Here is a 25,705-nt window from a genome sequence, read left to right as displayed (position 1 = left end):
TTTATGCTATCAAAAATATAGCATCATGACGGAAACACGTAGAGCAGCGCTGCCGTCATCAGCAGATAGCGCAGGAACTTGCCGATCGCCATGTAGAGCAGGCAGGGCCAGAACGGCAGGCGCAGCCAGCCGGCCACCGCGCACAGCGGGTCGCCCACCAGCGGCAGCCAGCTCAGCAGGCAGGCCTTGGGGCCCAGGCGCTCCAGCCAGGCCAGCACCCGCGTGTGGTGTTTGGAGTGGCGGTACTTGTCGGCCACCTTGTGCGCGCCGTAGCCGATCCACCAGTCCAGCGCGCCGCCCAGCGTATTGCCCATGGTGGCCACGGCCACGGCCTGCCAGAACAGGTCCGGATTGAGCTTGAGCAGGCCGAACAGCACGGGTTCGGAGCCGATCGGCAGCAGCGTGGCGGAGATGAAGGACGCCACGAACAGGGTGCTGAGCCCGTATTGCGGCAGGGACAGGAGTTGGAGGGCGGTGTCGAGCCAGGCTTGCATGGGGCGGCAGTATGCAGCCTTGCGCCGCCCGGCGCGGGGCGGCGCGTGGCGGGGCGCCTTCCGCATATTCCCTTGCGGGTGCACAACGAATCGTAACGCGTCCGGGTTGCTGCAAATTTGGGCAGATAGAATCACGCCTCCCCCGCCGCGCCCGACCCTTTTCCCCGCTCCATCCACGCCATGCAGATCGGCTCCATCGTCCTGCCGAACCGCCTGTTCGTCGCCCCCATGGCGGGCGTGACGGACCGGCCGTTCCGCATGCTGTGCAAGTCGCTCGGCGCTGGCTATGCGGTGAGCGAAATGGTCACTTCGCGGCGCGACCTCTGGAACAGCCTGAAGACCTCGCGCCGCGCCAACCACGAGGGCGAGACCGCGCCGATCGCGGTGCAGATCGCCGGCACCGACGCGGCCATGATGGCCGAGGCGGCGGTCTACAACATCGAGCGCGGCGCGCAGATCATCGACATCAACATGGGCTGTCCGGCCAAGAAGGTCTGCAACAAGTGGGCCGGCTCGGCGCTGATGCAGGACGAGCCGCTGGCGCTGTCCATCGTCGAGGCGGTGGTCGCCGCGGCCGCGCCGCACGGCGTGCCGGTCACGCTGAAGATGCGCACCGGCTGGTCTGCCGGGCACAGGAACGCGGTGGCCATCGCGCGCGCGGCCGAGTCGGCCGGCGTGCAGATGCTGACCGTGCACGGCCGCACCCGCGAGCAGGGCTACCGCGGCCAGGCGGAGTACGACACCATCGCCGCGGTCAAGGCCGCGGTGCGCATTCCGGTGGTGGCCAACGGCGACATCACCACGCCAGAGAAGGCGCGCGACGTGCTCGCCGCCACCGGCGCCGACGCCATCATGGTCGGCCGCGCGGCCCAGGGCCGGCCCTGGATCTTCCGCGAGATCGGCCACTTCCTCGCCACCGGCGAGCACCTGGCGCCGCCGCTGGTGGCCGAGGTGCGCCGCCTGTTGCTGGAGCACCTGGAGCAGCACTATTCGCTGTATGGCGAGCTGACCGGCGTGCGCAGCGCGCGCAAGCACATCGGCTGGTACGTGCGCGGGCTGCCCGGCGGCGAGGCGTTCCGCGCCCGCATGAACCGGCTGGACGACTGCGCCGCGCAACTGCGGGCGGTGGGCGATTATTTCGAGGTGCTGGCGCGCTCCATGGATCGCATGCCGGCGCAGGCCGAGGGCGAAGGGGTGGACGAAGCGGAGGCGGCCCTCGACGCCGCCACCTGACAAGAATCACTAGGAAGCCACGAGAATGAGCAAGCAAAACATAGAGGCGTGCATCCGCGACAGCCTGCAGGGATATTTCCGCGACCTGGGAGGCGAGCAGCCGCACGGCATGTACGACATGCTGATCCAGGTCATGGAAAGGCCCCTGCTGGAAGTCGTCATGACCGAAGCCGCGCACAACCAGTCGCGCGCCGCGGACTGGCTCGGCTTGAATCGCAACACCCTGCGCAAGAAACTGGTCGAGCACAACCTGCTCAAGTAGGCGCACCCCCAGGCTGCGCACTGCGTGTCTTCGCCAACCCCCTTGCAGGGGGCGGTACCGGCGGCCCGGCAGAGCCGGTTGCGCGGTACCCCTGAACAGCATCTTTCCGAACCTTCAAGAATTACATGGCCCTGACCGCACTCCTTTCCGTGTCCGACAAGACCGGCATCGTCGACTTCGCCCGCGCGCTGCATGGCCTGGGCGTGCGCTTGCTCTCCACGGGCGGCACGGCGCAACTGCTGGCCAAGGAAGGCCTGCCGGTCACCGAGGTGGCCGAGGTCACCGGCTTTCCCGAAATGCTCGACGGCCGGGTCAAGACCCTGCACCCCAAGGTGCACGGCGGCCTGCTGGCGCGGCGCGACCTGCCCGCGCACATGGCCGCGCTCGAGGAGCACGGCATCGCCACCATCGACCTGCTGGTGGTCAACCTCTATCCGTTCGAGGCCACCGTGGCCAAGCCCGGCTGCACGCTGGAGGACGCGATCGAGAACATCGACATCGGCGGCCCGGCCATGGTGCGCAGCGCCGCCAAGAACTGGAAGGACGTGGGCGTGCTCACCGACGCCGCGCAGTACCCGACCGCGCTGGCCGAACTGCGCGCCCACGGCCGGCTCTCCGACAAGACCCGCTTCGCGTTCTCGGTCGCCGCCTTCAACCGCATCGCCCAGTACGACGCGGCCATCAGCAACTACCTGTCCGCGCTGCAGGACGACGGCACGGCCTCGGCCTTCCCGGCGCAGAGCAACGGCAGCTTCATCAAGCTGCAGGACCTGCGCTACGGCGAGAACCCGCACCAGCAGGCCGCCTTCTACCGTGACCTGCACCCGGCGCCGGGCTCGCTGGTCACGGCCCGGCAGTTGCAGGGCAAGGAGCTGAGCTACAACAACATCGCCGACGCCGACGCCGCCTGGGAATGCGTCAAGAGCTTCGACTCGCCGGCCTGCGTCATCGTCAAGCATGCCAACCCCTGCGGCGTGGCGCTGGGCGCCGACCCGCTGGAGGCCTATTCCAAGGCGCTGAAGACCGATCCGACCTCGGCCTTCGGCGGCATCATCGCCTTCAACCAGCCGCTCGACGCGGCAGCGGCGCAGGCCGTGGTCAAGCAGTTCGTCGAGGTGCTGATGGCGCCGGCCGTCACGCCCGAGGCGCTGGAAGTGTTCAAGGGCAAGGCCAACGTGCGCATCCTCGAGATCCCGCTCGAGGGCGTGCAGCGCGACGGCCGGACCGCCTGGGCGCGCGGGCAGAACGCGCAGGACGTCAAGCGCGTCGGCTCCGGCCTGCTGGTGCAGAGCGCCGACAACCACGAACTGACGCTGGCCGACCTGAAGGTCGTCACCCGGCTGCAGCCCACGCCGCAGCAACTGCAGGACCTGCTGTTCGCCTGGAAGGTGGCCAAGTACGTCAAGAGCAATGCCATCGTCTTCTGCAAGGACGGCATGACCATGGGCGTGGGCGCGGGCCAGATGAGCCGGCTCGACTCCGCCCGCATCGCCAGCATCAAGGCCGAGCACGCCGGCCTGGACCTGGCCGGCACGGCGGTGGCGAGCGACGCCTTCTTCCCGTTCCGCGACGGCCTGGACGTGGTGGTGGACGCCGGCGCCACCTGCGTCATCCAGCCGGGCGGCAGCATGCGCGACCAGGAAGTGATCGCCGCCGCCGACGAGCGCGGCGTGGCCATGGTGTTCAGCGGCGTGCGGCATTTCCGCCATTGAAATAGACCTACCCCCAGACTGCGCGCTGCGCGTCTTGGCCTACCCCCTTGCAGGGGGCACATCCTGCGGACCGGCACAGCCGGTTCCGCGGATGTTCTGGCATGGCCTGCTCCGCGGCCCTTTGTTTCTTGGTGGTTCATGCGCTGCCGGTGGAGTCCTGGCGCTGGAGATGGCTGGGCAGAGAAAAAGGCGGCCGCGGCCGCCTTTTTTGATAAAAAGTGCTTGAAGCCCAGGTACTTCCTTGGTTTATTGCTATCTATTTCATAGCAAATCAAAGATCTCGCGCGCGGCTGCCACGGTGGCTGCGATGTCTGCTTCGGTGTGCGCCGCGCTGACGAAGCCGGCCTCGTAGAGCGCCGGCGCGATGTACACGCCGCGCTCCAGCAGGCCGTGGAACAGCGTGTTGAAGCGCGCGCCGTCGGTCTTCATCACCTCGCCGTAGTTCTGCGGCAGGTGGTCCAGCAGGAAGAAGCCGAACATGCCGCCCTCGCAGTCGGCGCTGAAGGGTACGCCCGCCGCCGCCGCTGCAGCGCTCAGTCCGTCGACCAGCGAACGGGTGCGCGCCGACAGCGCCTCGAAGAAGCCGGGCCGGCTGATTTCCTTGAGCGTGGCCAGCCCGCAGGCCGTGGCCACCGGGTTGCCCGACAGCGTGCCGGCCTGGTAGACCGGGCCGAGCGGCGCCAAGTGTTCCATGATGGCGCGCGAGGCGCCGAAGGCGGCCAGCGGCATGCCGCCGCCGATCACCTTGCCCAGCACCGTGATGTCGGGGCGGATGCCGAGCACGCCCTGGGCGCTGCCCAGGCCCACGCGCAGGCCGCTCATCACCTCGTCGAAGATCAGCAGCGCGCCGTGGCGGCTGCACAGCTCGCGCGCGGCCTGGGCGAAGGCCTGCGAGGCGCGCACGAAGTTCATGTTGCCGGCGATCGGCTCGATGATGATGCAGGCGATGTCCGCGCCCTGCTCGGCGAAGGCGGCCTCCAGCGCGGCGACGTTGTTGTACTCGAGCACCAGCGTGTGCTGCACCACCTCGGGCGGCACGCCGGCCGAGGTCGGGTGGCCGAAGGTCGCCAGGCCCGAGCCGGCCTTGACCAGCAGCGCATCGGCATGGCCGTGGTAGCAGCCCTCGAACTTGATGATGGTCTTGCGCCCGGTGGCGCCGCGCGCCAGACGGATCGCGCTCATGCCGGCCTCGGTGCCGGAGCTGACCAGGCGCACCATCTCGATCGAGGGCACCAGGCGGATGATCTCCTCGGCCAGCTCGATCTCGCGCTCGGTCGGCGCGCCGAAGGAGAAGCCGTCGAGCGCGGCCTTCTGCACCGCCTCCAGCACGGCCGGATGGCCGTGGCCCAGGATCATCGGGCCCCAGGAGCCGATGTAGTCGATGAAGCGCTGGCCGTTGGCGTCCCAGAAATACGCGCCCTCGGCGCGCCGCACGAAGCGCGGCGTGCCGCCGACGGCGCGGAAGGCGCGCACCGGGGAATTGACGCCGCCGGGAATGACGGCCTTGGCGCGCTCGAACAGCGGCAGGTTCAGGTCGGGAGGGGAGGAGGTCACGGCAGGGGGGTGCAAGTCAGTGCTGGGTGTCATGGGGTGGCATCACGAAGCCTTCGAGGGCCCGCTTCCCGGGGTCCTGGGCGGCTTCGTCGGTTTCGGATTCTTCCTCGGTCTCGGGCTGGGCCCAGAACATGCGGTCGGGCAGCACGTTGCCCATGCCCGGGCGAAAGCCTGCGTCCAGGCTGCGGTCCAGGTAGTGCAGCGCCTCGGCCGTGGCCTCGGCCAGGTCGTTGCCGTGGGCCACCAGCGCGGCCAGCGCGGCCGACAGCGTGTCGCCCGCGCCGGAGAAGACCGCGTCGAACAGCTCGAACTTGGCCGTGCTCAGCACCGTCTGCGGCGAGGCCAGCACGTTCTCCACAAACTGCTCGGGCAGCGGCACGCCGGTCACCAGTGTGTAGGGCACGCCCATCTCGCCGGCGGCCTTGGCGATGTCGCGCGGCGTCGGGCTGCGCTGGTGCGTCCAGTCCGGCAGCAGCCAGCGCCACAGCGTGCTGTGGTTGCCCACCAGCACCGTGGCCTGGGGCAGCAGCAGCTCGCGGAAGGCGTCCAGGTAGGCTTCGATCTCGTCCTCGCGCCACCAGGACAGGTCGGGCATGTAGGCGATGACCGGCGCCTCCTCGTAGTCGGCGGTGATCTCGGCCACGGCGCTGACGTTCTCCGGCGTGCCGAGAAAGCCGACCTTGACCACGTCGACCTGCATGTCCTCCAGCACCGCCCGCGCCTGCTCGGCCACGGCTTCCTCGTCGAGGGCGAAGTACTCGAAGATGCGCGCGCTGTCGCGCGCGTATGCGCCGGTCGCCACGGTCAGGGCGTGGCCGCCGACCGAGGCGATGGTCACCGCATCCGCGCCCAGGCCGCCCGCGCCGCTCGGGTCGCTGGCGTTGAACACCATTACGCAGGCCGGGCCGTCGTCCTCGGGCAGGTCGTCGTCGTCACGATCGGGGGCGTCGGCTTCGGGCAGGGTCATGGAGCTCCGTCGTATACAGTCGCAGGCGGCGCGCAGGCCGCAGGGACATGCATTGTGCTACGCCCGCGCCGGCCCCTCGGCGTCTTGCCATGGCGACAGTCGCCATGGCGCGAGTCGATACAATCGTTGACATTTTGTTGGAAGCCCCCTTAAGCTGATGACCGACCCCAAAACTTGGATGTGCTTGATCTGCGGCTGGATCTATGACGAATCCGCCGGCGTCCCGGAGGACGGCATCGCGCCCGGTACCCCGTGGGAGCAGGTGCCGATGAACTGGACCTGTCCTGAATGCGGCGCGCGCAAGGAAGACTTCGAGATGGTTCAGATTTGACGCTCGGAGCGGCCCCGCCGGAGCGCCGTCCGGCCTGAGCAAAAACAAAGGGAGCGGCATCGAGTGAACACCAGCGCAACCCGCTGCAAGGTCCTGGTGGTGGACGACAGCAACACCATCCGGCGCAGCGCAGAGATCTTCCTCAAGCAGGGCGGCCACGAGGTGCTGCTGGCCGACGACGGCTTCGATGCGCTGGCCAAGGTCAACGACTATCGGCCGCAACTGATCTTCTGCGACATCCTGATGCCCAAGCTCGATGGCTACCAGACCTGCGCCATCATCAAGCGCAACGCGTGCTTCGCCGCCACGCCGGTCGTGATGCTGTCCTCCAAGGACGGCGTGTTCGACAAGGCGCGCGGCCGCATGGTGGGCTGCCAGGACTACCTCACCAAACCCTTCACCAAGGACCAGTTGCTCGCGGCGGTCCAGCAATTCGGCGAAATCTCCCAAGGAGCATCCTGATGGCCATCCATAAGGTTCTGGTCGTGGACGATTCCAAGACCGAGCTCGTTTTCCTTTCCGATCTGCTGCAGAAGTGCGGCATGCAGGTGCGCACCGCCGAGAACGCCGAGGAGGCGTTCCGCAGCCTGGCGCAGGAGAAACCCGACCTCATCCTGATGGACGTGGTCATGCCCGGACAGAACGGTTTCCAGCTCACGCGCGCCATCAGCCGCGATCCCCTGTACGCGGACGTGCCCATCATCATGTGCACCAGCAAGAACCAGGAGACCGACCGGGTGTGGGGCCTGCGCCAGGGCGCGCGCGACTACATCACCAAGCCGGTCGACCCAGCCGAACTCCAGGCGAAGATCGCCGCACTCGGCTGAGGCCGCGCCCATCATGGCCAATCGTCAGGCACTGCGGGAGCTTCAGAGCCGGCTGGCCAGCCGCCTGCAGGCCGCGCAGAGCGAGGGCGCCTCGGTGGAGTGGCTGGCCGCGGAGATCGGCGGCAGGCCCTTCCTGTTCCCGCTGGGGCAGGCGGGCGAGATCTTCCCCTGGACCACGATCCAGCCGGTGCCCTACACCCAGCCCTGGTTCCTCGGGGTCGCCAACCTGCGTGGCGGCCTCTGCGGCGTGGTGGACCTGCTGCAGTTCGCCGCCGCCCGGGGCACGGACGCCGCCAGCGCGAGCGTGCCGCCCCGGCGCATCGACGGCCTGAATGGCGAGGCCAGCCTGCTGGCGTTCAACGCCGCGCTGGGGGTCCAGTGCGCGCTGATCGTCGACCGGCTCGCCGGGTTGCGGGGCGGCGAGGCCTTCGTCTCGGTCCAGCCCCGCGCAGACGATGCGCCGGCATGGCTCGGCCCCGTCTACATCGACACGCAGGGCGCGCCATGGCAGGAGATCGACCTGCAGGCGCTGGCCCGGTATCCCTTCTTTCTCAGCATCAGCAGCTGACTCCATCTTTGCGGGGCCGCACCATGTCCGTCGCCGACCAACTCGGAAAACTCTTCACCCGCAAGTCCGCGTCGGACGCGCCGGATTCCCCCGTGCCGCCGACCATGGCGCTGGCCGAGGAGGCGCGGCCCGCGCAGGCCGGTTCCGCGCCGCCGGCCGGCGCGGCGCTCGGCGGCGGTTTCCAGGAGACCCGGCTGGTCGATCCGGAGCGGCCGTTCAAGGATTCCGAACTCGTGGCGCTGCCGGTGCTGGGCCGCGCCACCATCAACCGCCACCAGCGCGTGCTCTACACGCTGCTGATCGTGGCGCTGCTGGTGCTGGCCGTGATCGGGACCCTGGCACTGAGCCAGGCCAACCGCAGCGCCCAGCAGCTTGCCGCGACCGGGCAGGCACTGATGCAGTCGCAGCGCCTGGCCAAGTCCGTCACCCAGGCCATCATCGGCAGCTCGCAGGCCTTCCCGGACGTGACCAACAGCGCCGACGTGCTGGCGCGCACCGGCCGGGCGCTCGACGTTGGCGACCCGTCCATGCGCATCGACGAGCTGGACGCCAAGTACCGTACCGAACTGGACGAGGTCAAGCCCCTGATCGAGCGCGCCGCGCGCAACGCCAAGACCGTGCTCGGCCAGGAGAAGATCCTGACCCAGGTCGGCGCCGCGCTGCGCACCATCAACCTGCAGTCCTCCGACCTGCTGGAGATCGCCGAGACCATCTCCGCGCTCAAGCTGCAGCAGAACGCTCCGGCGACAGAGATCTCCGCGGCCGGCCAGCTCGTGATGCTGACCCAGCGCATCGGCAAGTCGGCCAATGAATTCCAGACCGCCGAAGGCGTGAGCCCCGAGGCCGTGTTCCTGCTGGGAAAGGACTTGAATTCCTTCCGCGAGATCTCGCAGGGCCTGCTCGACGGCAGCGCCGAGCTGCGCCTCACCGCCGCGCGCGACCCGCAGCTGCGCGAGCAGTTGCAGGCGCTGCAGGCCCTCTACGACAAGACCCGCAACGAGGCCAGCGCCATCCTGGGCAACCTGCAGGGCCTGGTGTCTGCCCGCGAGGCGCAGACCGCGATCATTGCCGACAGCGAGCCGCTGCGGCGCGGCCTGGAGGCGCTGCAGTCGCGCCTGTCGCAGGACGCGGGCCTGGGCCTGGGCCGGCTGCTGGCCATGATGGCCGCGGCGCTGGTGATGCTGGCCGCGGGCGTCGGCCTGGCGCGGGTGCTGCTGCTCGACAGCCGGGCGCGCCAGAGCGCGGCCGAGCAGCAGCGCCGGGAAGCCGAACTGCAGCAGCGGCAGGCCGAGCAGGCGCAGCAGGAGGCCAAGCGCGTCAACGACGCCAACCAGGCGGCCATTCTGCGGCTGATGAACGAGCTGCAGTCGGTCGCCGAAGGCGACCTCACCCAGGAGGCCACGGTGACCGAGGACATCACCGGCGCCATCGCCGACTCGGTGAACTACACGGTCGAGGAGCTGCGCCTGCTGGTGGGCAACGTGCAGAACACGGCGACCCGCGTGGCGCAGACCACGGCGCTGGTGGACAACACCTCGACCGAACTGCTGGCCGCCTCGACCGAGCAACTGCGCGAGATCCGCGAAACCGGCCGCTCGGTGCTGGACATGGCCTCGCGCATCAACGAGGTGTCCTCGCAGGCGCAGGAGTCCGCCGCGGTGGCGCGCCTGTCGCTGGAGGCCGCCGACTCGGGCCTGCAGGCGGTGCAGAACGCCATCGGCGGCATGAATTCCATCCGCGACCAGATCCAGGACACCTCCAAGCGCATCAAGCGCCTGGGCGAATCGTCGCAGGAGATCGGCGAGATCACCGAGCTGATTTCCGACATTACCGAGCAGACCAACGTGCTGGCCCTGAACGCCGCCATCCAGGCCGCATCCGCCGGTGAAGCCGGCCGCGGCTTCTCGGTGGTGGCTGAAGAAGTGCAGCGGCTGGCCGAGCGCTCGGCCGACGCGACGCGCCAGATCTCCGCGCTGGTGAAGGCGATCCAGAACGACACGCAGGATGCGGTGGCCGCCATGGAGCGCTCCACCCAGGGCGTGGTCGAAGGAGCCCGCCTGTCCGACAGCGCGGGTACCGCCCTGAGCGAGATCGACCGCGTGTCGCGCCGGCTGGCCGAGCTGATCGAGCAGATCTCGACCTCCACCTCGCGCGAGGCCGAGCTTGCCAACGGCGTGGCCGACAGCATCCAGCACATCTTTGCCGTGACCGAGCAGACCGGCGAAGGCACGCGCACCACCGCCCAGCAGGTGCGCGAGCTCTCGCGCATGGCGGAGGAACTGCGTGAGTCGGTGGCCCGCTTCAAGATCGCCTGAGGCCAGCCCGTGGCCACTGCAAACGCCGCCATGCCATTTCCCGACGCCGCCGAGCCGGCTCTCCACGAACGCGACTTGGGCCCCCTGGCCTGGGTGGCCGCCGAACTGCGGCGCGGCATCGAGGCGGCGGTGAAGTCGCTGCGGCGCTTCGTGCACGAAGCCGAGGCGGCGCAGCAGTCCGACCTCGACATGCTCGACACCAGCGCCGTGCGGGCCGCGCGCCAGCATTTGCACCAGGTGTCCGGCGCGCTGGAGATGGTCGGCATGGAACCCAGCGCGGTCCTGGTGCGGGCCATGGAGGCGGCGGTACAGAAGTTCCTGCAGCGCCCGGCGCTCTGTGACGAGCCTGCCGTGGCCATCATCGAGCGCGCGGGCTTCGCGCTGGGCGAATACCTCGACGCAGTGCTCGCGGGCAAGACCTATTCCGCCGTCGGACTGTTTCCGCAGTACCGCGACGTGCAGGCCCTGGCCGGCGCCGAGCGCGTCCATCCGGCCGATCTCTGGCCTGCCGAGCGGCGCTCGGCCACGCCGCGGGCCGCGGGCGCACCGGTGCCGCTGCCCTACGGGCCTGTTGCCCGCGCACAGCTGGACCAGGCCGTGCTCAAGGTCGTCAAGGAGGGCGACGTCGACGCGGCACGCAAGCTCAGCGAACTCAGCCAGGGTTTCGCCGCGGCCCTGCCCGAGGGCGCGGCCCAGTCCTTCTGGCGCGTCTGCTCCGGTTTCTTCGAGGCCCAGGCGCTCGGGCTGCTGCCGCCGGACCTGTATGCCAAACGCGTGGCCTCGCGGGTGCTGATGCAGTACGCCGCCTTCGTCCGCGGCGACGAGGCGCCGGGCGAGCGCCTGCTGCAGGACATGCTGTTCTTCTGTGGCCACGCATGCCCGCCGCAGGGCCGGGAAGCGCCCGCGCTCGCCGCGGTGCGCAGTGCGTATCGCATGCAAGTGGCCGAACCGGTCGACTACGAGGCCCGGCGCTTCGGCCGCTTCAACCCGGTGCTGCTCACCCAGGCGCGCAAGCGCATCGCGGCGGCGGCGGAAACCTGGTCGGCACTGGCCGGCGGCGACCGGCACAAGCTCAAGGCAGCGGCCGACCAGTTCCATCTGGTGGCCGACTCGCTGCGGCGCCTGCACCCGCAGAGCGCGCCGCTGGCCCATGCCCTGTCCCAGGCGCTCGAGGCCACCGTGCGCACCGGCGAACCGCCCGCAACGGCGCTGGCCATGGAGGTCGCCACCTCCATCCTCTACCTGCAGGCGGCCTACGAGGAGCTCGACACCTCCGACGCGACCATGGCCGAGCGGGCGGCCGTGCTGGCCGAGCGGCTCGACCGCGCCCGCAGCGCCGCCGCACCCGAGCCGCTGGACGAATGGATGGAAGACCTCTACCGCAGGGTGAGCGACCGCCAGACCATGGGCAGCGTGGTGGAGGAGCTGCGCGCCACCTTGCGCGAGGCCGAACAGTCGCTCGACCAGTTCTTCCGCGCCCCGCAGGACGCCTCGCTGCTGGCGCCCGTGCCGGGCCAGCTTGCGCAGATGCGCGGCGTGCTGTCGGTGCTGGGTCTGGAGCAGGCGTCGCAGGCGGTGGTGCGCATGCGCGACTGCGTCGAGCGCCTGCTGCTGGGCCAGCCCGCCGAGGAGACCGAGCGCAGCGCCGTCTTCGACCGGCTCGGCAACAGCCTGGGCGCGCTGAGCTTCCTGATCGACATGCTGGGCTACCAGCCCACCCTGGCCCGTCGCCTGTTCATCTATGACGAAGAGCGCGGAGAACTGCGCATCGTCATGGGCCGAGGCCGCGTCCGTGCCGGCGATGCCCCCGAGGCCGCCAGCACCGTCGCCAGCGCGCGCTCCGAGCCGCCGCTGCCGGCCACCGTGCCGTTGGAGCCGCAGCCCGTGCCCGACCCGGTAACCGCCCCGGCAGAAGCGACGGCGCCGCAGCCGCCGAAGCGCCAGAGCGACGAGGAAGACGACGACATCGAACTGCGCGAGATCTTCCTGGACGAAGCGCGCGAAGTCCTGCGCAACGGCCGTGCCAGCGTGGCCGCGCTGGATGCGCAGCCCGCCGCGCTGAGCGAGCAGACTGCGCTGCGCCGGGCCTTCCACACCTTGAAGGGCAGTGCCCGCATGGTGCAGCTCGAGCGCTTCGGCGAAGCGGCCTGGGCCATGGAGCAGTTGTGCAACGCCTGGCTGGCCGAGCAGCGGCCCATGCCCGAGAGCCACCGCCGCTTGGCCGGCGAGGCCCTGGATGCCCTGGCCCGCTGGGTCGAGGACATTGCCGACCACCAGGACGAGGCCTGGGACCCCGCCGCCTTCCGCGCTTCGGCCGACGCCTTGCGCCTGGGCGCAACGCCGGTGCCGCTGGCCATCGCCGCGCCGTCCGATGCCGATCCTGACGGTCGCGGCCCGGACTCCCTGGCCGGCTTGAGCGTGGACGAGTTCGCCGACGCCGACATCCCGATGCTCGAAGCATCGTCGACCGAAGACGAGGGTCCGGCACCGGTTGCGCCCGCCGAGGAAGTCTCGTTCGAGCTGGCGCTCGAACCCGAGCCGCCGGAGGCCGCACAGGTCGACGCCGCAATGCCGCAGCCCGAGCAGGACCTGCAGATCGACGAGATCGATTTTTCCGAGTTTGCCGCGGCCGTGGCCGAGTCCGGGCAGGGCGACAGGCAGGGGGTGGCGCAAGGTGCGGCGCCGCCCGAAGCGATGCAGGCGGTGCCGCCGCTGGAGGCCGAGCCGCCTGGGGCCATGCCGGCCGAGGCGCTGCCTGTGGACGCTGACGAGATCCGGCTCGATTTCCCCCCTTTCACGCCGCGAGAGCCGGCGTCCGCCCCGGAGGCCGTCGACGCGCCAGCGCTGCCCGCGGCGGCCGATGCCGCCCTCGCGCCTGCGCCCGACGACGTGAAGGTGATCGGGGCCCTGCGGATCCCGATCCCGCTCTACAACGTCTACCTCAACGAAGCCGACGAATGGTCGCGCCGCCTGGTGACCGAGCTGACCGAGTGGTCCATGGAGCTGCACCGGCGGCTGTCCGACGTGCCGATCGGGCTCGCGCATTCGCTTGCCGGCAGTTCCGCCACGGTGGGCTTCAGGACCCTGTCCGGCATGGCGCGCCTGCTCGAGCAGGCGCTGCAGCATGTGCAGGTGCATGGCGGCGGTACGGTCCACCAGGCGGGCGTTTTCGTCGACACGGCGGAAGACATCCGTTACCTGCTGCACCAGTTCGCCGCCGGCTTCCTGAAGGAGCCCACGCCGCGCCTGCTGCGCGCGCTGCAGGCCATCATCGACAGCGACGACACGTCCGCCGTGCCCTCGGCGGCGAGCTTCCTGCGCGCGTCGGAGGACGAAGCCCCCGAGCCATCCGGGGAGCCGGAGGCGCAACCCGCGGCCGCGCCGCTCGATGATTTCTCCGACGTGTTCCCGCGCGAGCCCGAGCCGGCGCAGAGCGGGGCAGCGCAGGAGCCCGCGCCGTGCGCCGAGCCCCGGAACGCCGCCGAGCGCCGCGTCGATGACGCCATTGCCCGCGCCGTGGGTGCCGGCGCCGCGCTGGGCGACGACTTCGACGTGGTGGATGCGGTCGACCAGGACCTGTTCCCGATCTTCGAGGAAGAAGCCCAGGAACTGCTGCCCCAGTTGGGCGGCGCCCTGCGCCAGTGGGCGGCCCATCCGGACAACCACACCGCGCGCGCGGAAGTGCTGCGCGCGCTGCATACGCTCAAGGGCAGCGCGCGGCTGGCCGGCGCCATGCGCCTGGGCGAACTGGCCCACCGTTTCGAAACCGCCATCGACGAGCTGGGCAGCGACACCTTGCAGCCGCAGCAGATCGAGCCCCTGTTCGTGCACGCCGACGCGCTGCGCGGCGAGTTCGACAGGCTGCGGGCCGCGGCCGACGCGCCCGCTCCCGCCGAAACGCCCGTGGCTGCCGCCCCGGAGGCCGCGCCCGCGCCGCTCCTCGAAGGCGCTGCCGCCGCGCCACGGGGCGTCGTCACGCCCCAGCGCACGCCGCTGGCGGCGGCTGCGCGTGGCAACGCGGGCCCGTCGGTGCGGGTGCGCTCGCAGCTGCTCGACCGGCTCGTGAACCAGGCCGGCGAGGTCATGATCAGCCGCTCGCGCCTGGAAGCGCGCCTGGGCCAGATGCAGGGCTCGCTCGGCGAGCTCACCGGCAACCTGGACCGCCTGCGCCGCCAGTTGCGCGACATCGAGGTGCAGGCCGAGTCGCAGATGCAGTCGCGCCTGGCGCAGGCCAAGGACAGCGCCACCGGCTTCGATCCGCTGGAATTCGACCGCTTCACCCGCGTGCAGGAACTCACCCGCATGATGGCCGAGTCGGTGGACGACGTGGCCACCGTCCAGCGCAACCTGCAGCGCGCCATGCAGGGCACCGAAGACGAGCTGGCGGCCCAGGGCCGCCAGGCGCGCGAGCTGCAGCGCGACCTGCTGCGCACCCGCATGGTGGAGTTCGAGGGCATCGCCGAGCGCCTCTACGCCGTGGCGCGGCAGGCCGCCAAGGAAACCGGCAAGCCGATCACGCTGACCATCACCGGCGGCGCCGTCGAGATGGACCGCGGCGTGCTCGAGCGCCTGGCGCCGGCCTTCGAGCATCTGCTGCGCAATGCGGTGGTGCATGGCATCGAGGACGCCCAGACCCGCGCCGCCGCAGGCAAGCCGGCCACCGGCACCATCGCCATCGGGCTGCGGCAGGACGGCAACGACGTGGCGCTGGAGTTCCGCGACGACGGCGCTGGCCTGGACCACGCGCGCATCCGCGACAAGGCGCGCGCGCTGGGCCTGATCGGCGCGGCGGACACTCTTGACGACGCGGCAGCCGCCAACCTGATCTTCGCGCCCGGCGTCACCACCGCCACCGAGGTGACCGAACTGGCCGGCCGCGGCATCGGCATGGACGTGGTGCGCTCCGAGGTGCAGGCCGCCGGCGGCCGCATCGAGACCCTCTCGCAGCCGGGCCAGGGCACGAGCTTCCGGCTGATCCTGCCGCTCACCACCGCCGTCACCCAGGTGGTGATGCTGCGCGCCGGCGCGCTCGCCTTCGCCGTGCCGGCCACCGTGGTCGAGATCGTGCGCCGCGCCACCGCCCAGGAGATCGAGCAGGCCTACGCCAGCGCCAGCTTCCGGCACGGCGCGGACGAGCTGCCCTTCTTCTGGAGCGGCGCGCTGCTGCAGGCTTGCCTGCGCAGCCAGGAGCCGCCCACGCGCACCCGACCGGTGGTGATCTTCCGCAGCGCCCAGCAGCGCATCGCGCTGCACGTGGACGAAGTGCTGGGCCACCAGGAAGTGGTGGTGAAGAACCTGGGGCCGCAGCTCGCGCGCCTGCCCGGCCTCTCCGGCATGTCGGTGCTGCCCTCGGGCGCCGTGGTCCTGATCTACAACCCGGTTGCCCTGGCCAATGTGCACGGCGAGCGCATCCGCGCCCAGCTGGCGGCGCACGCACACCCGGATGCCGCCGGCGCCGAGGCCGCGGGCGGCGTGGACCCCGCTTCGCCGCTGGCCGATGCCGACCCCGGCGTGCCGCTGGTGCTGGTGGTGGACGACTCCATCACCGTGCGCCGCGTCACGCAGCGCCTGCTGCGCCGCGAAGGCTACCGCGTGGCGCTGGCTGCCGATGGCCTGCAGGCGCTGGAGCGGCTGCAGGAGGAGCGGCCGGCGCTGGTGCTGTCCGACATCGAAATGCCGCGCATGGACGGCTTCGACCTGGTGCGCAACATCCGCGCCGATGCCGCGCTGCACGACCTGCCGGTGGTCATGATCACCTCGCGCATCGCCGCCAAGCACCGCGAGCACGCGCTGTCGCTGGGCGCCAGCCACTACCTGGGCAAACCCTATCCGGAAGAGGAACTGCTGGGCCTGGTGCGGCGCTACGCGCTGGCGGGTTCCGCCGTGCCGGCGCTGGAGGGGACTGCGTAATGCCTCACGGTAGGTCGTGCCCCATGGCTTGCCTGCATATTGCGCCGGCGATTCGCACCATCCGGAGGATGGTGGGTTAGCGCTCGGCCTGTACCGCCATCGCCACCCGCCCTCGAGGCGGGTTTTTTCCGCCTCCTGGGGTTCTTTTCCACTCAGGAGTTTTCATGACCATGACAGAAGCCCTCTCGCCCACGCTGCACCTGGTCTGCGGCAAGATCGGTTCCGGCAAGTCGACGTTGGCGCAGCGCCTTGCCGCGCAGCCGGCCACTGTGCTCATCAGCGAGGACCATTGGCTGGCTTGCCTCTATCCCGGCGAGATCCAGGCGTTGCCCGACTACGTGCGCTGCGCGGGGCGCCTGCGGCAGGCCATGGCCGGCCACGTGGAGGCGCTGCTCAGGGCCGGCGTGTCGGTGGTGCTCGACTTTCCCTCGAACACGGTGGCCAGCAGGGCCTGGGCGCGTGCGCGGTTCGAAGCTGCCGGCGTTGCCCACCGGCTGCACTTCCTGGACCTGCCGGATGCGGTGTGCAAGGCACGCCTGCGCGCCCGGAACGCAGCGGGCGAGCATCCCTTCCAGACGACGGATGCGCAGTTCGACCAGATCAGCAGCCACTTCGTCCCGCCTGCACCGGAGGAGGGCTTCGAAGTCATCCGCTACTGAAGGAACGACTCGACCTTCGCCGGGATCTCCGGCGCCTGCCATTGGTAGCTGGGGCTCAGCACGTTGTGCTGCGGCTGGTCGCCGCTCCAGCGCACGTGCAGCAGGTCGGCGAGGGTCCAGGCCGCCCAGTCGGCGCGGAAGGGGCGCTGCGCCAGGTCGGGCGTCCAGGGCTGTGGCGGCGTGTTGCGCCACAGCAGGGCGGGGATGCGGTAGCCCGAGGCGGTCTGCGGGCTGTGGCCGGCGCGGCCGGTGCCGTGGGCGACTTCCTGGCCGTGGTCGGACAGGTACATCCAGGCGCGGTAGCCCTCACCCGAGGCCGGGCTGCGCGTCATCTGCAGGGTACTTGCCACCACGGCGTCGTGGTAGAGCAGGGCGGCGTCGTAGTCGTGGCGCATCTGCCGCAGCCAGGCCGGCCGGCCTTGCTGCTGCATGCCGCTCTCCACCGCGTCCACGGCATCGTCGAACGGGTTGGCGTTGGCCGGAAAGCGCATGTTGTAGTGCGGATGGGCGCCCATCAGGTGCACCACGACCAGCTTGCGCGGGGCGGCGTCGGCCAGCGCCACCCGCACGTCGTCCAGCACCGCGCTGTCGAGCGAGGCGCTGGAGCGGCCGGGCGTGCGGTTGCTGAACTGCGCCACGTCGGCCAGGCGCGCGTGCATCTGCTCGATGCCGACGTCGTCGTGGTTGGTGATCCACCAGACCTTGTAGCCCGCGGCCCGTGCCAGTGCCAGGGCATGCTGCGGCTGCGCGCTGTCGGGCTGGCCGAAGCGGAACAGGTTGCGCAGCGCCGGCAGGGTGGTGGCGTCGCGCGACCAGGCGTGGCGCAGCACCAGCAGCCGGTCTTCCAGTTGCCGCTGCTGCTCCAGCAGCATCGGCGTGGTCGGGCGCCCGTAGCCGTAGAGCGCCATGTTGTCGCGGTTGACGCTGTCGGAGATGACCAGCACCACGGTGGCGGGGCCGGCCAGCTCCACGCCGGGCGCGGCCTCGCGCGCCTGCTGCAGGGTGCGCTCGCGGGCCTGCTGCTGCGCGGCCCATTCGGCGCGCACCATGTCGACCTTGGCGTCCCAGTCGATCCAGTAGGCGACCGGGTGCAGGCGGCGCCAGGGCTTGCTGGCATAGCCGGCGGCGCTGAGCAGCGCCAGCGCGGTGCAGCCGAGCACGCAGGTGGCGCGCAGCCAGCGCGGCCGGCGCGGGGCCGCGGCCGCCCCGGGCGGGCTACGGCGGCCGCGGGCGACGCAGAAGGCCAGTAGCACGCCCGCGCCGAGCAGCAGGGCGCACTGGAGCAGCAGGGGCCGCCAGTACATGCCCAGGTATTCGGCGCTTTCGCGGGCGTTGGTGTTGGCGGCGGCGCCCAGCACCATGGAGCTGTCGGGCGCGGCCTGGTAGACGTCCAGCAGATAGGCGCGCGCCAGTCCGTCCACGGCGAAGGCCATGGCCCAGCACCAGACCAGGCCCGCGCGCAGGCGATGCACCCCCTTGCGCCGCACCGGCCAGAACAGCCAGGCCAGTCCGGGCGCGGCCAGGGCCGCCAGTTGGATGACGCGGCGGCCTTCGTGGCCCAGCGCGATCAGCAGCAGCGTGAGCGCCACGGCCAGCGCCGGCGCGAGCCAGGTGCGGGACGGCAGGAGCGATGAGCGGTGGTCGGCAGGCAGGGGCATGGAGCGGCAGCGTGGGATCGGCCGCGTGGCGGGCGCCTCCCGTGCGGGCGCGCTGCGCGTGTCGCGGGGCGGGCGCATTCTGCCAGCGCGCCGCCGCCTGCCGGGCGATGAGGCAGGGCCGCGCGGGGGCTTTTGCTCGCGCGGCCATCAGGATACGACGGATCGCTTCAAAAAATATAGCGTGAAGCCGAGATTTCACCTTGGATTAAAGGTCATTTGTGCTTGAAATCAAGATGGATCTAAGGCTTCTTGCTATGGTTTTGCTGGATTTCCGTCTGTTTCTTCACCGCCCCGTAACGCTCCAGCGTCTTCTCGCGCGCCAGAGCGTGCTCGACGATGGGCAGCGGATAGTCGCGCCCCAGCTCCAGTCCGGCGGCGGCCAGGTCCACCGGCTGGGCGCGCCAGGGCGTGTGGATCAGGTCATTGGGCAGCCCGGCCAGTTGCGGCAGGTAGCGGCGTATGAAGCGGCCCTCGGCATCGAACTTCTGGCTCTGGGTCACCGGGTTGAAGATGCGGAACCAGGGCTGTGCGTCGCAGCCGGTGGAGGCGGCCCACTGCCAGTTGCCGTTGTTGGACGACAGCTCGAAGTCGTTGAGGTGCAGCGCGAAGTGGGCCTCGCCGCGCCGCCAGTCGATGCCCAGGTCCTTCACCAGGAAGCTCGCGGCCACCATGCGCAGGCGGTTGTGCATGTAGCCGCTGCGCAGCAGCTGCAGCATGGCCGCGTCCACCAGCGGGTAGCCGGTGCGGCCCTCGCACCAGGCGGTGAAAAGGGCGTCGGCGTGCTTGCCGTGCTCCCATTTGATGGCGTCGTATTCGGGGCGGAAGGCGTGTCCCACCACGTGCGGGTGGTGGTGCAGGATCTGGAAGAAGAAGTCGCGCCAGATCAGCTCGCCAAGCCAGGTGGCCGCGCCCGGGCTGCCGCCGAGCATGAGCCTGTGCGCGGTGGTGGCCAGGCGCCGGACCGACACGGTGCCGAAGCGCAGGTGCACGCCCAGGTAGCTCGGCCCCTTGGTGCCGGGAAAATCGCGGGTGCGGTGGTAGTCGTCGATGCGCGAGAAGAAGTCGTCGAACAGCGCCTCGGCGCCGCGCGCGCCGGTCGGGATCGGCAACTGCGACAGGTTGGTGGCCTCAAAGCCGATGGCCGTGAGCGAGGGCACCGGCTGGCGGTGCGCCTCGGGCCGCGCGGCCAGCGCCTGCGCATAGCGGGCGACCGGATAGGGCCGGAGGTAGAAGTCGTCGAGCTTCTTCAGCCAGGCGTTCTTGTAGGGCGTGAACACGTTGAAGGGCGTGCCGGACTGGGTCAGCAGCTCGTCGCGCTCGAAGATGCAGTGGTCCTTGTGCAGGCGCAGCACGATGCCGGCATTGGCCAGCGCGCCCAGCACCTGGGCGTCGCGCTCGCGCGCCGCCGGCTCGTCGTCGTGGTTGGCGAACACCGCCTGCACGCCGAGCGAGCGGGCCAGCAGCGCGACGTCCTGCCGCGCGTCGGCATGGCGCACGATCAGGCCGGCGGCCGGATCGTCTGCGAGGCGGCGCAGGTCCTGGTCGAGTTCCACCAGCGAGGCCTGGATGAACTCCACCCGCCGGTCGGCGCGCGGCAGCGGCTCCAGGATGGCGGTGTCGAAGACGAACACGCAGTACACCCGGCGGCAGTTGCGCAGCGCGTGGTAGAGCGCGGCGTTGTCGTCGGTGCGCAGGTCGCGCCGGAACCACATCAGGCCGGTGTCGAATCTCGGGGGGGCGGTGTGGGGCATGGTTGGCGGCTCGGAGGGGCTGTCCCCACATTGGAGCAGCAAAACAGGCGCGTGGCGCACGCGCCGCGGCCGGAAGCGCCGGCGCCGGGGATCGCCCTAAAATCAGACCCCATGGCCGCTGATTCCGATCCCATCAACCTGACACATCACTTCCTGATTGCCATGCCCGGGATGGAGGACGAGTCCTTCTCGCGCAGCGTCATCTACCTGTGCGAGCACAGCGCCCGCGGCGCGCTGGGGCTGATGATCAACAAGCCCAGCGACATCAACCTGCGCCGGCTGTTCGACAAGGTCGACCTGTCGCTGCGGCGCGAGGACCTCTCCGACGCGCCGGTGTTCCAGGGCGGCCCGGTGCAGACCGAGCGCGGCTTCGTGCTGCACGAGCCCATGTTCCCGGGCAGCGAGGCCTCCGACGCATCGGCCTACGCCTCCACCATGGCCATCCCCGGCGGCCTGGAGATGACCACCTCCAAGGACGTGCTGGAGGCCCTCGCCACCGGCGCCGGCCCGCGCCGCGTGCTGGTCACCCTGGGCTATTCCTCCTGGGGCGAGGGCCAGCTCGAGAGCGAGATCGCCGAGAACAGCTGGCTCACCGTGGGCGCCGACCTGGGCGTGATCTTCGACGCGCCGGTGCAGGAGCGCTACGACCGCGCGCTGGCGCTGCTCGGGCTGCAGAGCTGGATGATCTCGCCCAGCGCGGGGCGCGCGTGAATCCGCCGGTACGGCATCCTCTGTGACTGACGCCCTTCCCGTTCCCCTGCACCTGCAGAGCTTCCTCGGACTGGACTATGGCCAGAAGCGCACCGGCGTGGCCACCGGCAACCGCCTGCTGCGCACCGCCACGCCGCAGGGCACGGTGCGGGCCGAGGGCGACGCCCGCTTCGCGCCGCTGCAGGCCTGGATCAGCGAGTGGCAGCCCGATGCGCTGGTGGTCGGCGTGCCGTTCCACCCGGACGGCGCCGAGCACGAGAACACCCGGCGCGCGCGCCGCTTCGCGCGGCAGCTGCGTGGCCGCTTCGGCCTGCCGGTCTACGAGGTGGATGAGCGCTACAGCACCACGGAAGCCCGTTCCGCCGGCGCGCAGGATGCCGATGCCGCCTCCGCCTGCATCATCCTCGAACAGTTCCTGAGAAGCCTCGAATGAGACATCCCCCCAGGCTGCGCGCTGCGCCACCCCCCTTCTGCCGCGCGAAGGGTGCACATCCAGCGGCCCGGCAGAGCCGGCTCCGCGGCGCAATGGAGAACCCCTATGACGATTCCTGACGCCTCCTCCTTCCCCGCCGCCAGGAGCCTCGTGCTCGACGCCGAGGCCCTGTACCGCGAACTGCTGCGCGGCGTGCGGCAGATGCTCACGCCGCAGACGCGCCTGGTCGGTATCGCCTCGGGCGGTGTCTGGCTGGCCGCGCGGCTGCAGCGGGACCTGGGCCTGGCCGACGCGCCGGGCACCATCTCCTCGGTCATGCACCGCGACGACTTCGCCCGGCGCGGCCTGGCCGCCGGCGCGCAGACCGCGCTGCCCTTCGACGTCAACGGCGCCGACTTGATGCTGCTGGACGACGTGCTCTACACCGGCCGCACCATCCGCGCCGTGCTGAACGAGCTGTTCGACTACGGCCGCCCGGCCAGCGTGCGGCTGGCGGTGCTGGTGGACCGCGGCGGGCGCGAGCTGCCGGTGCAGGCCGACTTCGCCGCGGCGCGCGTGGCCCTGCCCGCCGCCCAGCAACTGGCGCTGGAGCAAGGCGCCGACGGCCGCTTCAGTTTCCACGTCGAAAGCGCCTGATCCGCTGAACGCCATGCTCTACAAACGCAACCCCCAACTCAACCAGCACGGCGAGCTGGTCCACCTGCTGTCCATCGAAGGGCTGCCCCGGGACATCGTCACCCACATCCTGGACACCGCCGCGAATTTCGTGAGCGTGAGCGACCGCGAGGTCAAGAAGGTGCCGCTGCTGCGCGGCAAGAGCGTGTTCAACCTGTTCTTCGAGAACAGCACGCGCACCCGCACCACCTTCGAGATCGCGGCCAAGCGGCTGTCCGCCGACGTGATCAACCTGGACATCGCGCGCTCCTCGGCCACCAAGGGCGAGTCGCTGCTCGACACCATCGCCAACCTCAGCGCCATGGCGGCCGACCTGTTCGTGGTGCGGCACAGCGAATCGGGCGCGCCCTACCTGATCGCCCAGCACGTGGCGCCGCATGTGCACGTGATCAACGCGGGCGACGGCCGGCATGCGCACCCCACGCAGGGGCTGCTCGACATGTACACCATCCGCCACTACAAGAAGGACTTCAGCAACCTCACCGTGGCCATCGTGGGCGACGTGCTGCACTCGCGCGTGGCGCGCTCCGACATCCACGGCCTGACCACGCTCGGCTGCGCCGAGGTGCGCGTGGTCGGCCCCAAGACCCTGGTGCCCGGCGACATGGCGCCGATGGGCGTGAAGGTGTTCCACACGCTGGAAGACGGCATCCGCGACTGCGACGTGGTCATCATGCTGCGCCTGCAGAACGAACGCATGAGCGGCGCGCTGCTGCCGTCCTCGCAGGAGTACTTCAAGAGCTTCGGCCTCACGCCCGAGAAGCTGCGCCTGGCCAAGCCCGACGCCATCGTGATGCACCCGGGCCCGATCAACCGCGGCGTGGAGATCGACTCCGCCGTGGTCGACGGCCAGCAGAGCGTGATCCTGCCGCAGGTGACCTTCGGCATCGCGGTGCGCATGGCGGTCATGTCCATCGTGGCGGGGAACGAAGCATGAACTTGGTTCACCCCCAGGCTTGCCACACTTCGTGTGGCCGCCAACCCCCTTGCAGGGGGCAACACCAGCGGCCCGGCAAAGCCGGTTCCGGGGTGTTCCCCGGAGTGCAATGCGCTTCGCCAACGCTGATCCGGGCACTGAAATGAAGATCTCCATCATCAACGGCCGCGTCATCGATCCGGCCACCGGTTTTGATAAAAAAGCCGACGTAGCCATCGCCGCTGGCCGGCTTCTAGCTATTGAAAACATAGCGCCCGACTTCACGCCCAACCGCGTCATCGACGCCACCGGCTGCATCGTCATGCCCGGCCTGGTGGACCTGGCCGCGCGCCTGCGCGAACCCGGCCACGAGCACGAACGCATGCTCGAATCCGAAATGGCCGCGGCCGCTGCCGGCGGCGTCACCAGCCTGGTCTGCCCGCCCGACACCGACCCGGTGCTGGACGAGCCCGGCCTGGTGGAGATGCTCAAGTTCCGCGCCGAGAAGCTGCACCAGGCGCGGCTGTTCCCGCTGGGCGCGCTCACGCGCGGCCTGGCCGGAGAGGTGCTGACCGAGATGGCCGAGCTGACCGAGGCCGGCTGCGTCGGCTTCAGCCAGGCCGAAGTGGCGCTGCAGAGCACCCAGGTGCTGCAGCGCGCGCTGCAGTACGCTGCCACCTACGGCTACACCGTCTGGCTGCGGCCGCAGGAGCTGCACCTGGGCAAGGGCGTGGCCGCCAGCGGCCCGCTGGCCACGCGCCTGGGCCTGTCGGGCGTGCCGGTGGCGGCCGAGACCATCGCGCTGCACACCATCTTCGAACTGCAGAAGGCCACCGGCGCGCGGGTGCACCTGTGCCGCATCAGCAGCGCCGCCGGCATCGCGCTGGTGCGCCAGGCCAAGGCCGAGGGGCTCGGGCTGAGCTGCGACGTCAGCATCAACTCGCTGCACCTGACCGATGCCGACATCGGCTTCTTCGACAGCCGCGCGCGCCTGAACCCGCCGCTGCGCCAGCAGCGCGACCGCGACGCGATCCGCGCCGCGCTGGCCGACGGCACCATCGACGCCCTGGTGTCGGACCACACGCCGGTGGACGAGGACGCCAAGGTGCTGCCCTTCGCCGAGGCCGAGGCCGGCGCCACCGGGCTGGAGCTGCTGCTGAGCCTGGCCGTGAAATGGGGCGAGGCATCCGCGCCCGGCGGCGCCGGCCTGCGGCGCGCCTTGGCGACCGTGACCCAGGCGCCCGCCGCGGTGCTGGGCGGCGCGCTCGGCACGCTGGAGGCCAGCCTGGGCCGCCTGGTGCCGGGCGGCGTGGCCGACCTGTGCATCTTCGACCCCGCCGCGCGCTGGACTGTCACGCCCGAGGCGCTGCGCAGCCAGGGCAAGCACACGCCGTTCTCCGGCTACGAGCTGCCCGCGCGGGTGCGCTGGACACTGGTGGGGGGCACGGTGGCTTTCGAACAGAAATGAGACCACCCCCAGGCTGCGCGCTGCGCGTCTTCGCCTTCCCCCTGCGAGGGGGCACATCCTGCGGACCGGCAAAGCCGGATCCGCGGATGTTTGCGCATGGCCTGCTCCGCGGCCTTTCGTTCCTTTGGGTTTCGTTCGCTGCGGGTGGCGCTGGAATGGGACCACCCCCAGGCTGCGCGCTTCGCGTCTTCGCCTTCCCCCTGCGAGGGGGCACATCCTGCGGACCGGCGCAGCCGGTTCCGCGGATGTTTGCGCATGGCCTGCTCCGCGGCCTTTCGTTCCTTTGGGTTTCGTTCGCTGCGGGTGTTGCTGGAATGGGACCACCCCCAGGCTGCGCGCTTCCCCTCAAGGGGGCACATCCTGCGGCCCGGCGGAGCCGGTTCCGCGGATGTCTGCGCATGGGCTGCTGCGCGGGCTTTCGTGCCTTTGGGTTTCATGCGCTGCCGGGGGCGTCTCGTCCATGAGCCTGCTGCGCCAGGCCGGCGCGGGCCTGCGCATCGTGCGCGCCGTCGGGCACGGGCTGCGCGGCCTGTGGCTGCTGCGCTGGCGCTTCCCGGGCTTCTCGCCGGCCGAGCGCGAGGCCTGCATCGAGCAGTGGGCGCGCCACATGCTCGGCATCTTCAACGTCACGCTGCGGGTCGAGGGCCCGCGCCAGGCTGGCGGGCCGCTGCTGGTGGTGGCCAACCATCTGTCCTGGCTCGACATCCTGGTGATGCAGGCCACGCGAAACTGCCGCTTCGTGTCCAAGGCGGAGGTCCGGCGCTGGCCGCTGATCGGCGCCGTGGCCGCGGGCTCGGGCACGCTGTTCATCGCGCGCGAATCCCGCCGCGATGCCCTGCGCGTGGTGCATCACATGGCCGCGCGCCTGCGCGCGGGCGACGTGCTGGCCGTGTTCCCCGAAGGCACCACGGGCGACGGCGAGCGGCTGCTGCCCTTTCACGGCAACCTGCTGCAGGCCGCGATCTCGGCCGGGGCGCCGGTGCAGCCGCTGGGCATCCGCTTCATCGACGCGGCCACGGGTCGCCGTTCGCAGGCGGCCTCCTACGTGGGCGATGACACGCTGCTGGCCTCGATCTGGCGCACGCTGACCTCGGAGCCGATCGTCGCCATGGTGCGGCTGGGCGAGCCGCAACACGCCGAAGGCCGCGACCGGCGCGCCTGGGCCGAGGCCTTGCACGCGCAGGTGGATGTTCTGAGGTAGCGCGGCCACCGTGGCTGCAACGTACTGAAACAAAAAAGCGGCCCTGCGCCACGGCAGCCG

The 25,705-nt window shown here is 70.6% G+C and carries 21 protein-coding genes; 16 read left to right on the top strand and 5 right to left on the bottom strand.

Annotated features, from left to right (window positions below; all coding sequences use genetic code 11):
• Positions 1-23: 23 nt before the first annotated feature.
• The gene (locus tag JHD63_RS03045) at positions 24-494 is read right to left on the bottom strand and encodes a YqaA family protein (RefSeq protein WP_198969183.1); all 471 of its coding nucleotides are present in this window, start codon (positions 492-494) and stop codon (positions 24-26) included.
• 180 nt (positions 495-674) lie between these two features.
• Here JHD63_RS03045 and dusB point away from each other — a divergent pair, with 180 nt between their 5' ends.
• The 3 genes from dusB to purH all read left to right on the top strand — a co-directional run bounded on the left by dusB (position 675) and on the right by purH (position 3,701).
• Entirely contained in the window at positions 675-1,727 is a 1,053-nt protein-coding gene (gene dusB / locus JHD63_RS03040; protein ID WP_198969182.1) for a tRNA dihydrouridine synthase DusB, read from the top strand.
• Between the two features lie 25 nt (positions 1,728-1,752).
• Positions 1,753-1,989 (top strand): Fis family transcriptional regulator, encoded by a 237-nt coding sequence (locus tag JHD63_RS03035; RefSeq protein ID WP_198969181.1) that lies wholly within the window; start codon positions 1,753-1,755, stop codon positions 1,987-1,989.
• Between the two features lie 125 nt (positions 1,990-2,114).
• A complete protein-coding gene (gene purH / locus JHD63_RS03030) occupies positions 2,115-3,701 on the top strand; it encodes a bifunctional phosphoribosylaminoimidazolecarboxamide formyltransferase/IMP cyclohydrolase (RefSeq protein WP_198969180.1) in 1,587 nt (528 codons plus the stop codon).
• 261 nt (positions 3,702-3,962) lie between these two features.
• On the opposite strand, the gene hemL is transcribed toward purH, so the two are convergent.
• Positions 3,963-5,288, bottom strand: a complete 1,326-nt coding sequence (hemL, locus tag JHD63_RS03025; protein WP_198969179.1) for a glutamate-1-semialdehyde 2,1-aminomutase — start codon at positions 5,286-5,288, stop codon at positions 3,963-3,965.
• Positions 5,272-6,222, bottom strand: a complete 951-nt coding sequence (gene thiD / locus JHD63_RS03020; RefSeq protein WP_198969178.1) for a bifunctional hydroxymethylpyrimidine kinase/phosphomethylpyrimidine kinase — start codon at positions 6,220-6,222, stop codon at positions 5,272-5,274. The genes hemL and thiD overlap by 17 nt, the downstream gene beginning before the upstream one ends.
• 157 nt (positions 6,223-6,379) lie before the next feature.
• On the opposite strand from thiD, the gene JHD63_RS03015 reads away from it, so the two are divergent.
• From JHD63_RS03015 to JHD63_RS02985, 7 genes are all read left to right on the top strand, one after another.
• Positions 6,380-6,553, top strand: coding sequence for a rubredoxin (locus tag JHD63_RS03015; RefSeq protein WP_198969177.1), 174 nt, complete (start codon positions 6,380-6,382; stop codon positions 6,551-6,553).
• Positions 6,554-6,616: 63 nt separating this feature from the next.
• Entirely contained in the window at positions 6,617-7,015 is a 399-nt protein-coding gene (locus JHD63_RS03010; protein ID WP_198969176.1) for a response regulator, read from the top strand.
• Positions 7,015-7,380, top strand: a complete 366-nt coding sequence (locus JHD63_RS03005) for a response regulator (RefSeq protein WP_198969175.1) — start codon at positions 7,015-7,017, stop codon at positions 7,378-7,380. The genes JHD63_RS03010 and JHD63_RS03005 overlap by 1 nt, the downstream gene beginning before the upstream one ends.
• Before the next feature lie 13 nt (positions 7,381-7,393).
• Positions 7,394-7,948 (top strand): chemotaxis protein CheW, encoded by a 555-nt coding sequence (locus JHD63_RS03000; RefSeq protein WP_198969174.1) that lies wholly within the window; start codon positions 7,394-7,396, stop codon positions 7,946-7,948.
• A gap of 23 nt (positions 7,949-7,971) precedes the next feature.
• Positions 7,972-10,263: a methyl-accepting chemotaxis protein gene (locus JHD63_RS02995; RefSeq protein ID WP_198969173.1), complete on the top strand. Its 2,292-nt coding sequence runs from the start codon at positions 7,972-7,974 to the stop codon at positions 10,261-10,263.
• A 30-nt stretch (positions 10,264-10,293) separates the two neighbouring features.
• Positions 10,294-16,173: an Hpt domain-containing protein gene (locus JHD63_RS02990; RefSeq protein ID WP_198969172.1), complete on the top strand. Its 5,880-nt coding sequence runs from the start codon at positions 10,294-10,296 to the stop codon at positions 16,171-16,173.
• A gap of 164 nt (positions 16,174-16,337) precedes the next feature.
• On the top strand, positions 16,338-16,832 hold the full coding sequence (locus JHD63_RS02985; RefSeq protein WP_198969171.1) for an AAA family ATPase: 495 nt from the start codon (positions 16,338-16,340) through the stop codon (positions 16,830-16,832).
• Here the strand turns inward: JHD63_RS02985 and JHD63_RS02980 are convergent.
• Complete coding sequence (locus JHD63_RS02980) at positions 16,826-18,490, bottom strand: sulfatase-like hydrolase/transferase (RefSeq protein WP_198969170.1); 1,665 nt, start codon at positions 18,488-18,490, stop codon at positions 16,826-16,828. The two genes, JHD63_RS02985 and JHD63_RS02980, sit on opposite strands and share 7 nt — an antisense overlap.
• Before the next feature lie 239 nt (positions 18,491-18,729).
• On the bottom strand, positions 18,730-20,241 hold the full coding sequence (locus JHD63_RS02975) for a cryptochrome/photolyase family protein (protein WP_198969169.1): 1,512 nt from the start codon (positions 20,239-20,241) through the stop codon (positions 18,730-18,732).
• A gap of 111 nt (positions 20,242-20,352) precedes the next feature.
• On the opposite strand from JHD63_RS02975, the gene JHD63_RS02970 reads away from it, so the two are divergent.
• The 6 genes from JHD63_RS02970 (at position 20,353) to JHD63_RS02945 (ending at position 25,645) form a co-directional block, all read left to right on the top strand.
• On the top strand, positions 20,353-20,952 hold the full coding sequence (locus JHD63_RS02970; protein ID WP_198969168.1) for a YqgE/AlgH family protein: 600 nt from the start codon (positions 20,353-20,355) through the stop codon (positions 20,950-20,952).
• A 22-nt stretch (positions 20,953-20,974) separates the two neighbouring features.
• The gene (gene ruvX / locus JHD63_RS02965) at positions 20,975-21,385 is read left to right on the top strand and encodes a Holliday junction resolvase RuvX (RefSeq protein WP_198969167.1); all 411 of its coding nucleotides are present in this window, start codon (positions 20,975-20,977) and stop codon (positions 21,383-21,385) included.
• 105 nt (positions 21,386-21,490) lie between these two features.
• Positions 21,491-22,021: a bifunctional pyr operon transcriptional regulator/uracil phosphoribosyltransferase PyrR gene (gene pyrR / locus JHD63_RS02960; RefSeq protein WP_198969166.1), complete on the top strand. Its 531-nt coding sequence runs from the start codon at positions 21,491-21,493 to the stop codon at positions 22,019-22,021.
• Positions 22,022-22,034: 13 nt separating this feature from the next.
• Entirely contained in the window at positions 22,035-22,997 is a 963-nt protein-coding gene (locus JHD63_RS02955; protein WP_198969165.1) for an aspartate carbamoyltransferase catalytic subunit, read from the top strand.
• A gap of 142 nt (positions 22,998-23,139) precedes the next feature.
• Positions 23,140-24,444, top strand: coding sequence for a dihydroorotase (locus JHD63_RS02950; protein ID WP_198969164.1), 1,305 nt, complete (start codon positions 23,140-23,142; stop codon positions 24,442-24,444).
• A 466-nt stretch (positions 24,445-24,910) separates the two neighbouring features.
• Positions 24,911-25,645, top strand: coding sequence for a lysophospholipid acyltransferase family protein (locus JHD63_RS02945; RefSeq protein ID WP_370590382.1), 735 nt, complete (start codon positions 24,911-24,913; stop codon positions 25,643-25,645).
• The last annotated feature ends 60 nt before the right edge of the window (positions 25,646-25,705 follow it).

This window comes from Xylophilus sp. ASV27 (assembly GCF_016428875.1).
Taxonomy (GTDB): Bacteria; Pseudomonadota; Gammaproteobacteria; order Burkholderiales; family Burkholderiaceae_C; genus Xylophilus.
The sequence above is the reverse complement of the archived record's forward strand: the minus strand, read 5'-3'. Positions and strand labels throughout refer to the sequence as shown.

Coding starts and splice junctions, on each gene's coding strand:
- thiD (WP_198969178.1), bottom strand. CDS start 6,222: ATGACCCTGCCCGAAGCCGACGCCCCCGATCGTGACGACGACGACCTG.
- JHD63_RS02950 (WP_198969164.1), top strand. CDS start 23,140: ATGAAGATCTCCATCATCAACGGCCGCGTCATCGATCCGGCCACCGGT.
- JHD63_RS02970 (WP_198969168.1), top strand. CDS start 20,353: ATGGCCGCTGATTCCGATCCCATCAACCTGACACATCACTTCCTGATT.
- JHD63_RS02975 (WP_198969169.1), bottom strand. CDS start 20,241: ATGCCCCACACCGCCCCCCCGAGATTCGACACCGGCCTGATGTGGTTC.
- JHD63_RS02995 (WP_198969173.1), top strand. CDS start 7,972: ATGTCCGTCGCCGACCAACTCGGAAAACTCTTCACCCGCAAGTCCGCG.
- purH (WP_198969180.1), top strand. CDS start 2,115: ATGGCCCTGACCGCACTCCTTTCCGTGTCCGACAAGACCGGCATCGTC.
- JHD63_RS02955 (WP_198969165.1), top strand. CDS start 22,035: ATGCTCTACAAACGCAACCCCCAACTCAACCAGCACGGCGAGCTGGTC.
- JHD63_RS03000 (WP_198969174.1), top strand. CDS start 7,394: ATGGCCAATCGTCAGGCACTGCGGGAGCTTCAGAGCCGGCTGGCCAGC.
- JHD63_RS02990 (WP_198969172.1), top strand. CDS start 10,294: ATGCCATTTCCCGACGCCGCCGAGCCGGCTCTCCACGAACGCGACTTG.
- JHD63_RS03015 (WP_198969177.1), top strand. CDS start 6,380: ATGACCGACCCCAAAACTTGGATGTGCTTGATCTGCGGCTGGATCTAT.
- JHD63_RS02980 (WP_198969170.1), bottom strand. CDS start 18,490: ATGCCCCTGCCTGCCGACCACCGCTCATCGCTCCTGCCGTCCCGCACC.
- JHD63_RS03005 (WP_198969175.1), top strand. CDS start 7,015: ATGGCCATCCATAAGGTTCTGGTCGTGGACGATTCCAAGACCGAGCTC.
- dusB (WP_198969182.1), top strand. CDS start 675: ATGCAGATCGGCTCCATCGTCCTGCCGAACCGCCTGTTCGTCGCCCCC.
- pyrR (WP_198969166.1), top strand. CDS start 21,491: ATGACGATTCCTGACGCCTCCTCCTTCCCCGCCGCCAGGAGCCTCGTG.
- JHD63_RS02985 (WP_198969171.1), top strand. CDS start 16,338: ATGACCATGACAGAAGCCCTCTCGCCCACGCTGCACCTGGTCTGCGGC.
- JHD63_RS03035 (WP_198969181.1), top strand. CDS start 1,753: ATGAGCAAGCAAAACATAGAGGCGTGCATCCGCGACAGCCTGCAGGGA.
- hemL (WP_198969179.1), bottom strand. CDS start 5,288: ATGACACCCAGCACTGACTTGCACCCCCCTGCCGTGACCTCCTCCCCT.
- JHD63_RS03045 (WP_198969183.1), bottom strand. CDS start 494: ATGCAAGCCTGGCTCGACACCGCCCTCCAACTCCTGTCCCTGCCGCAA.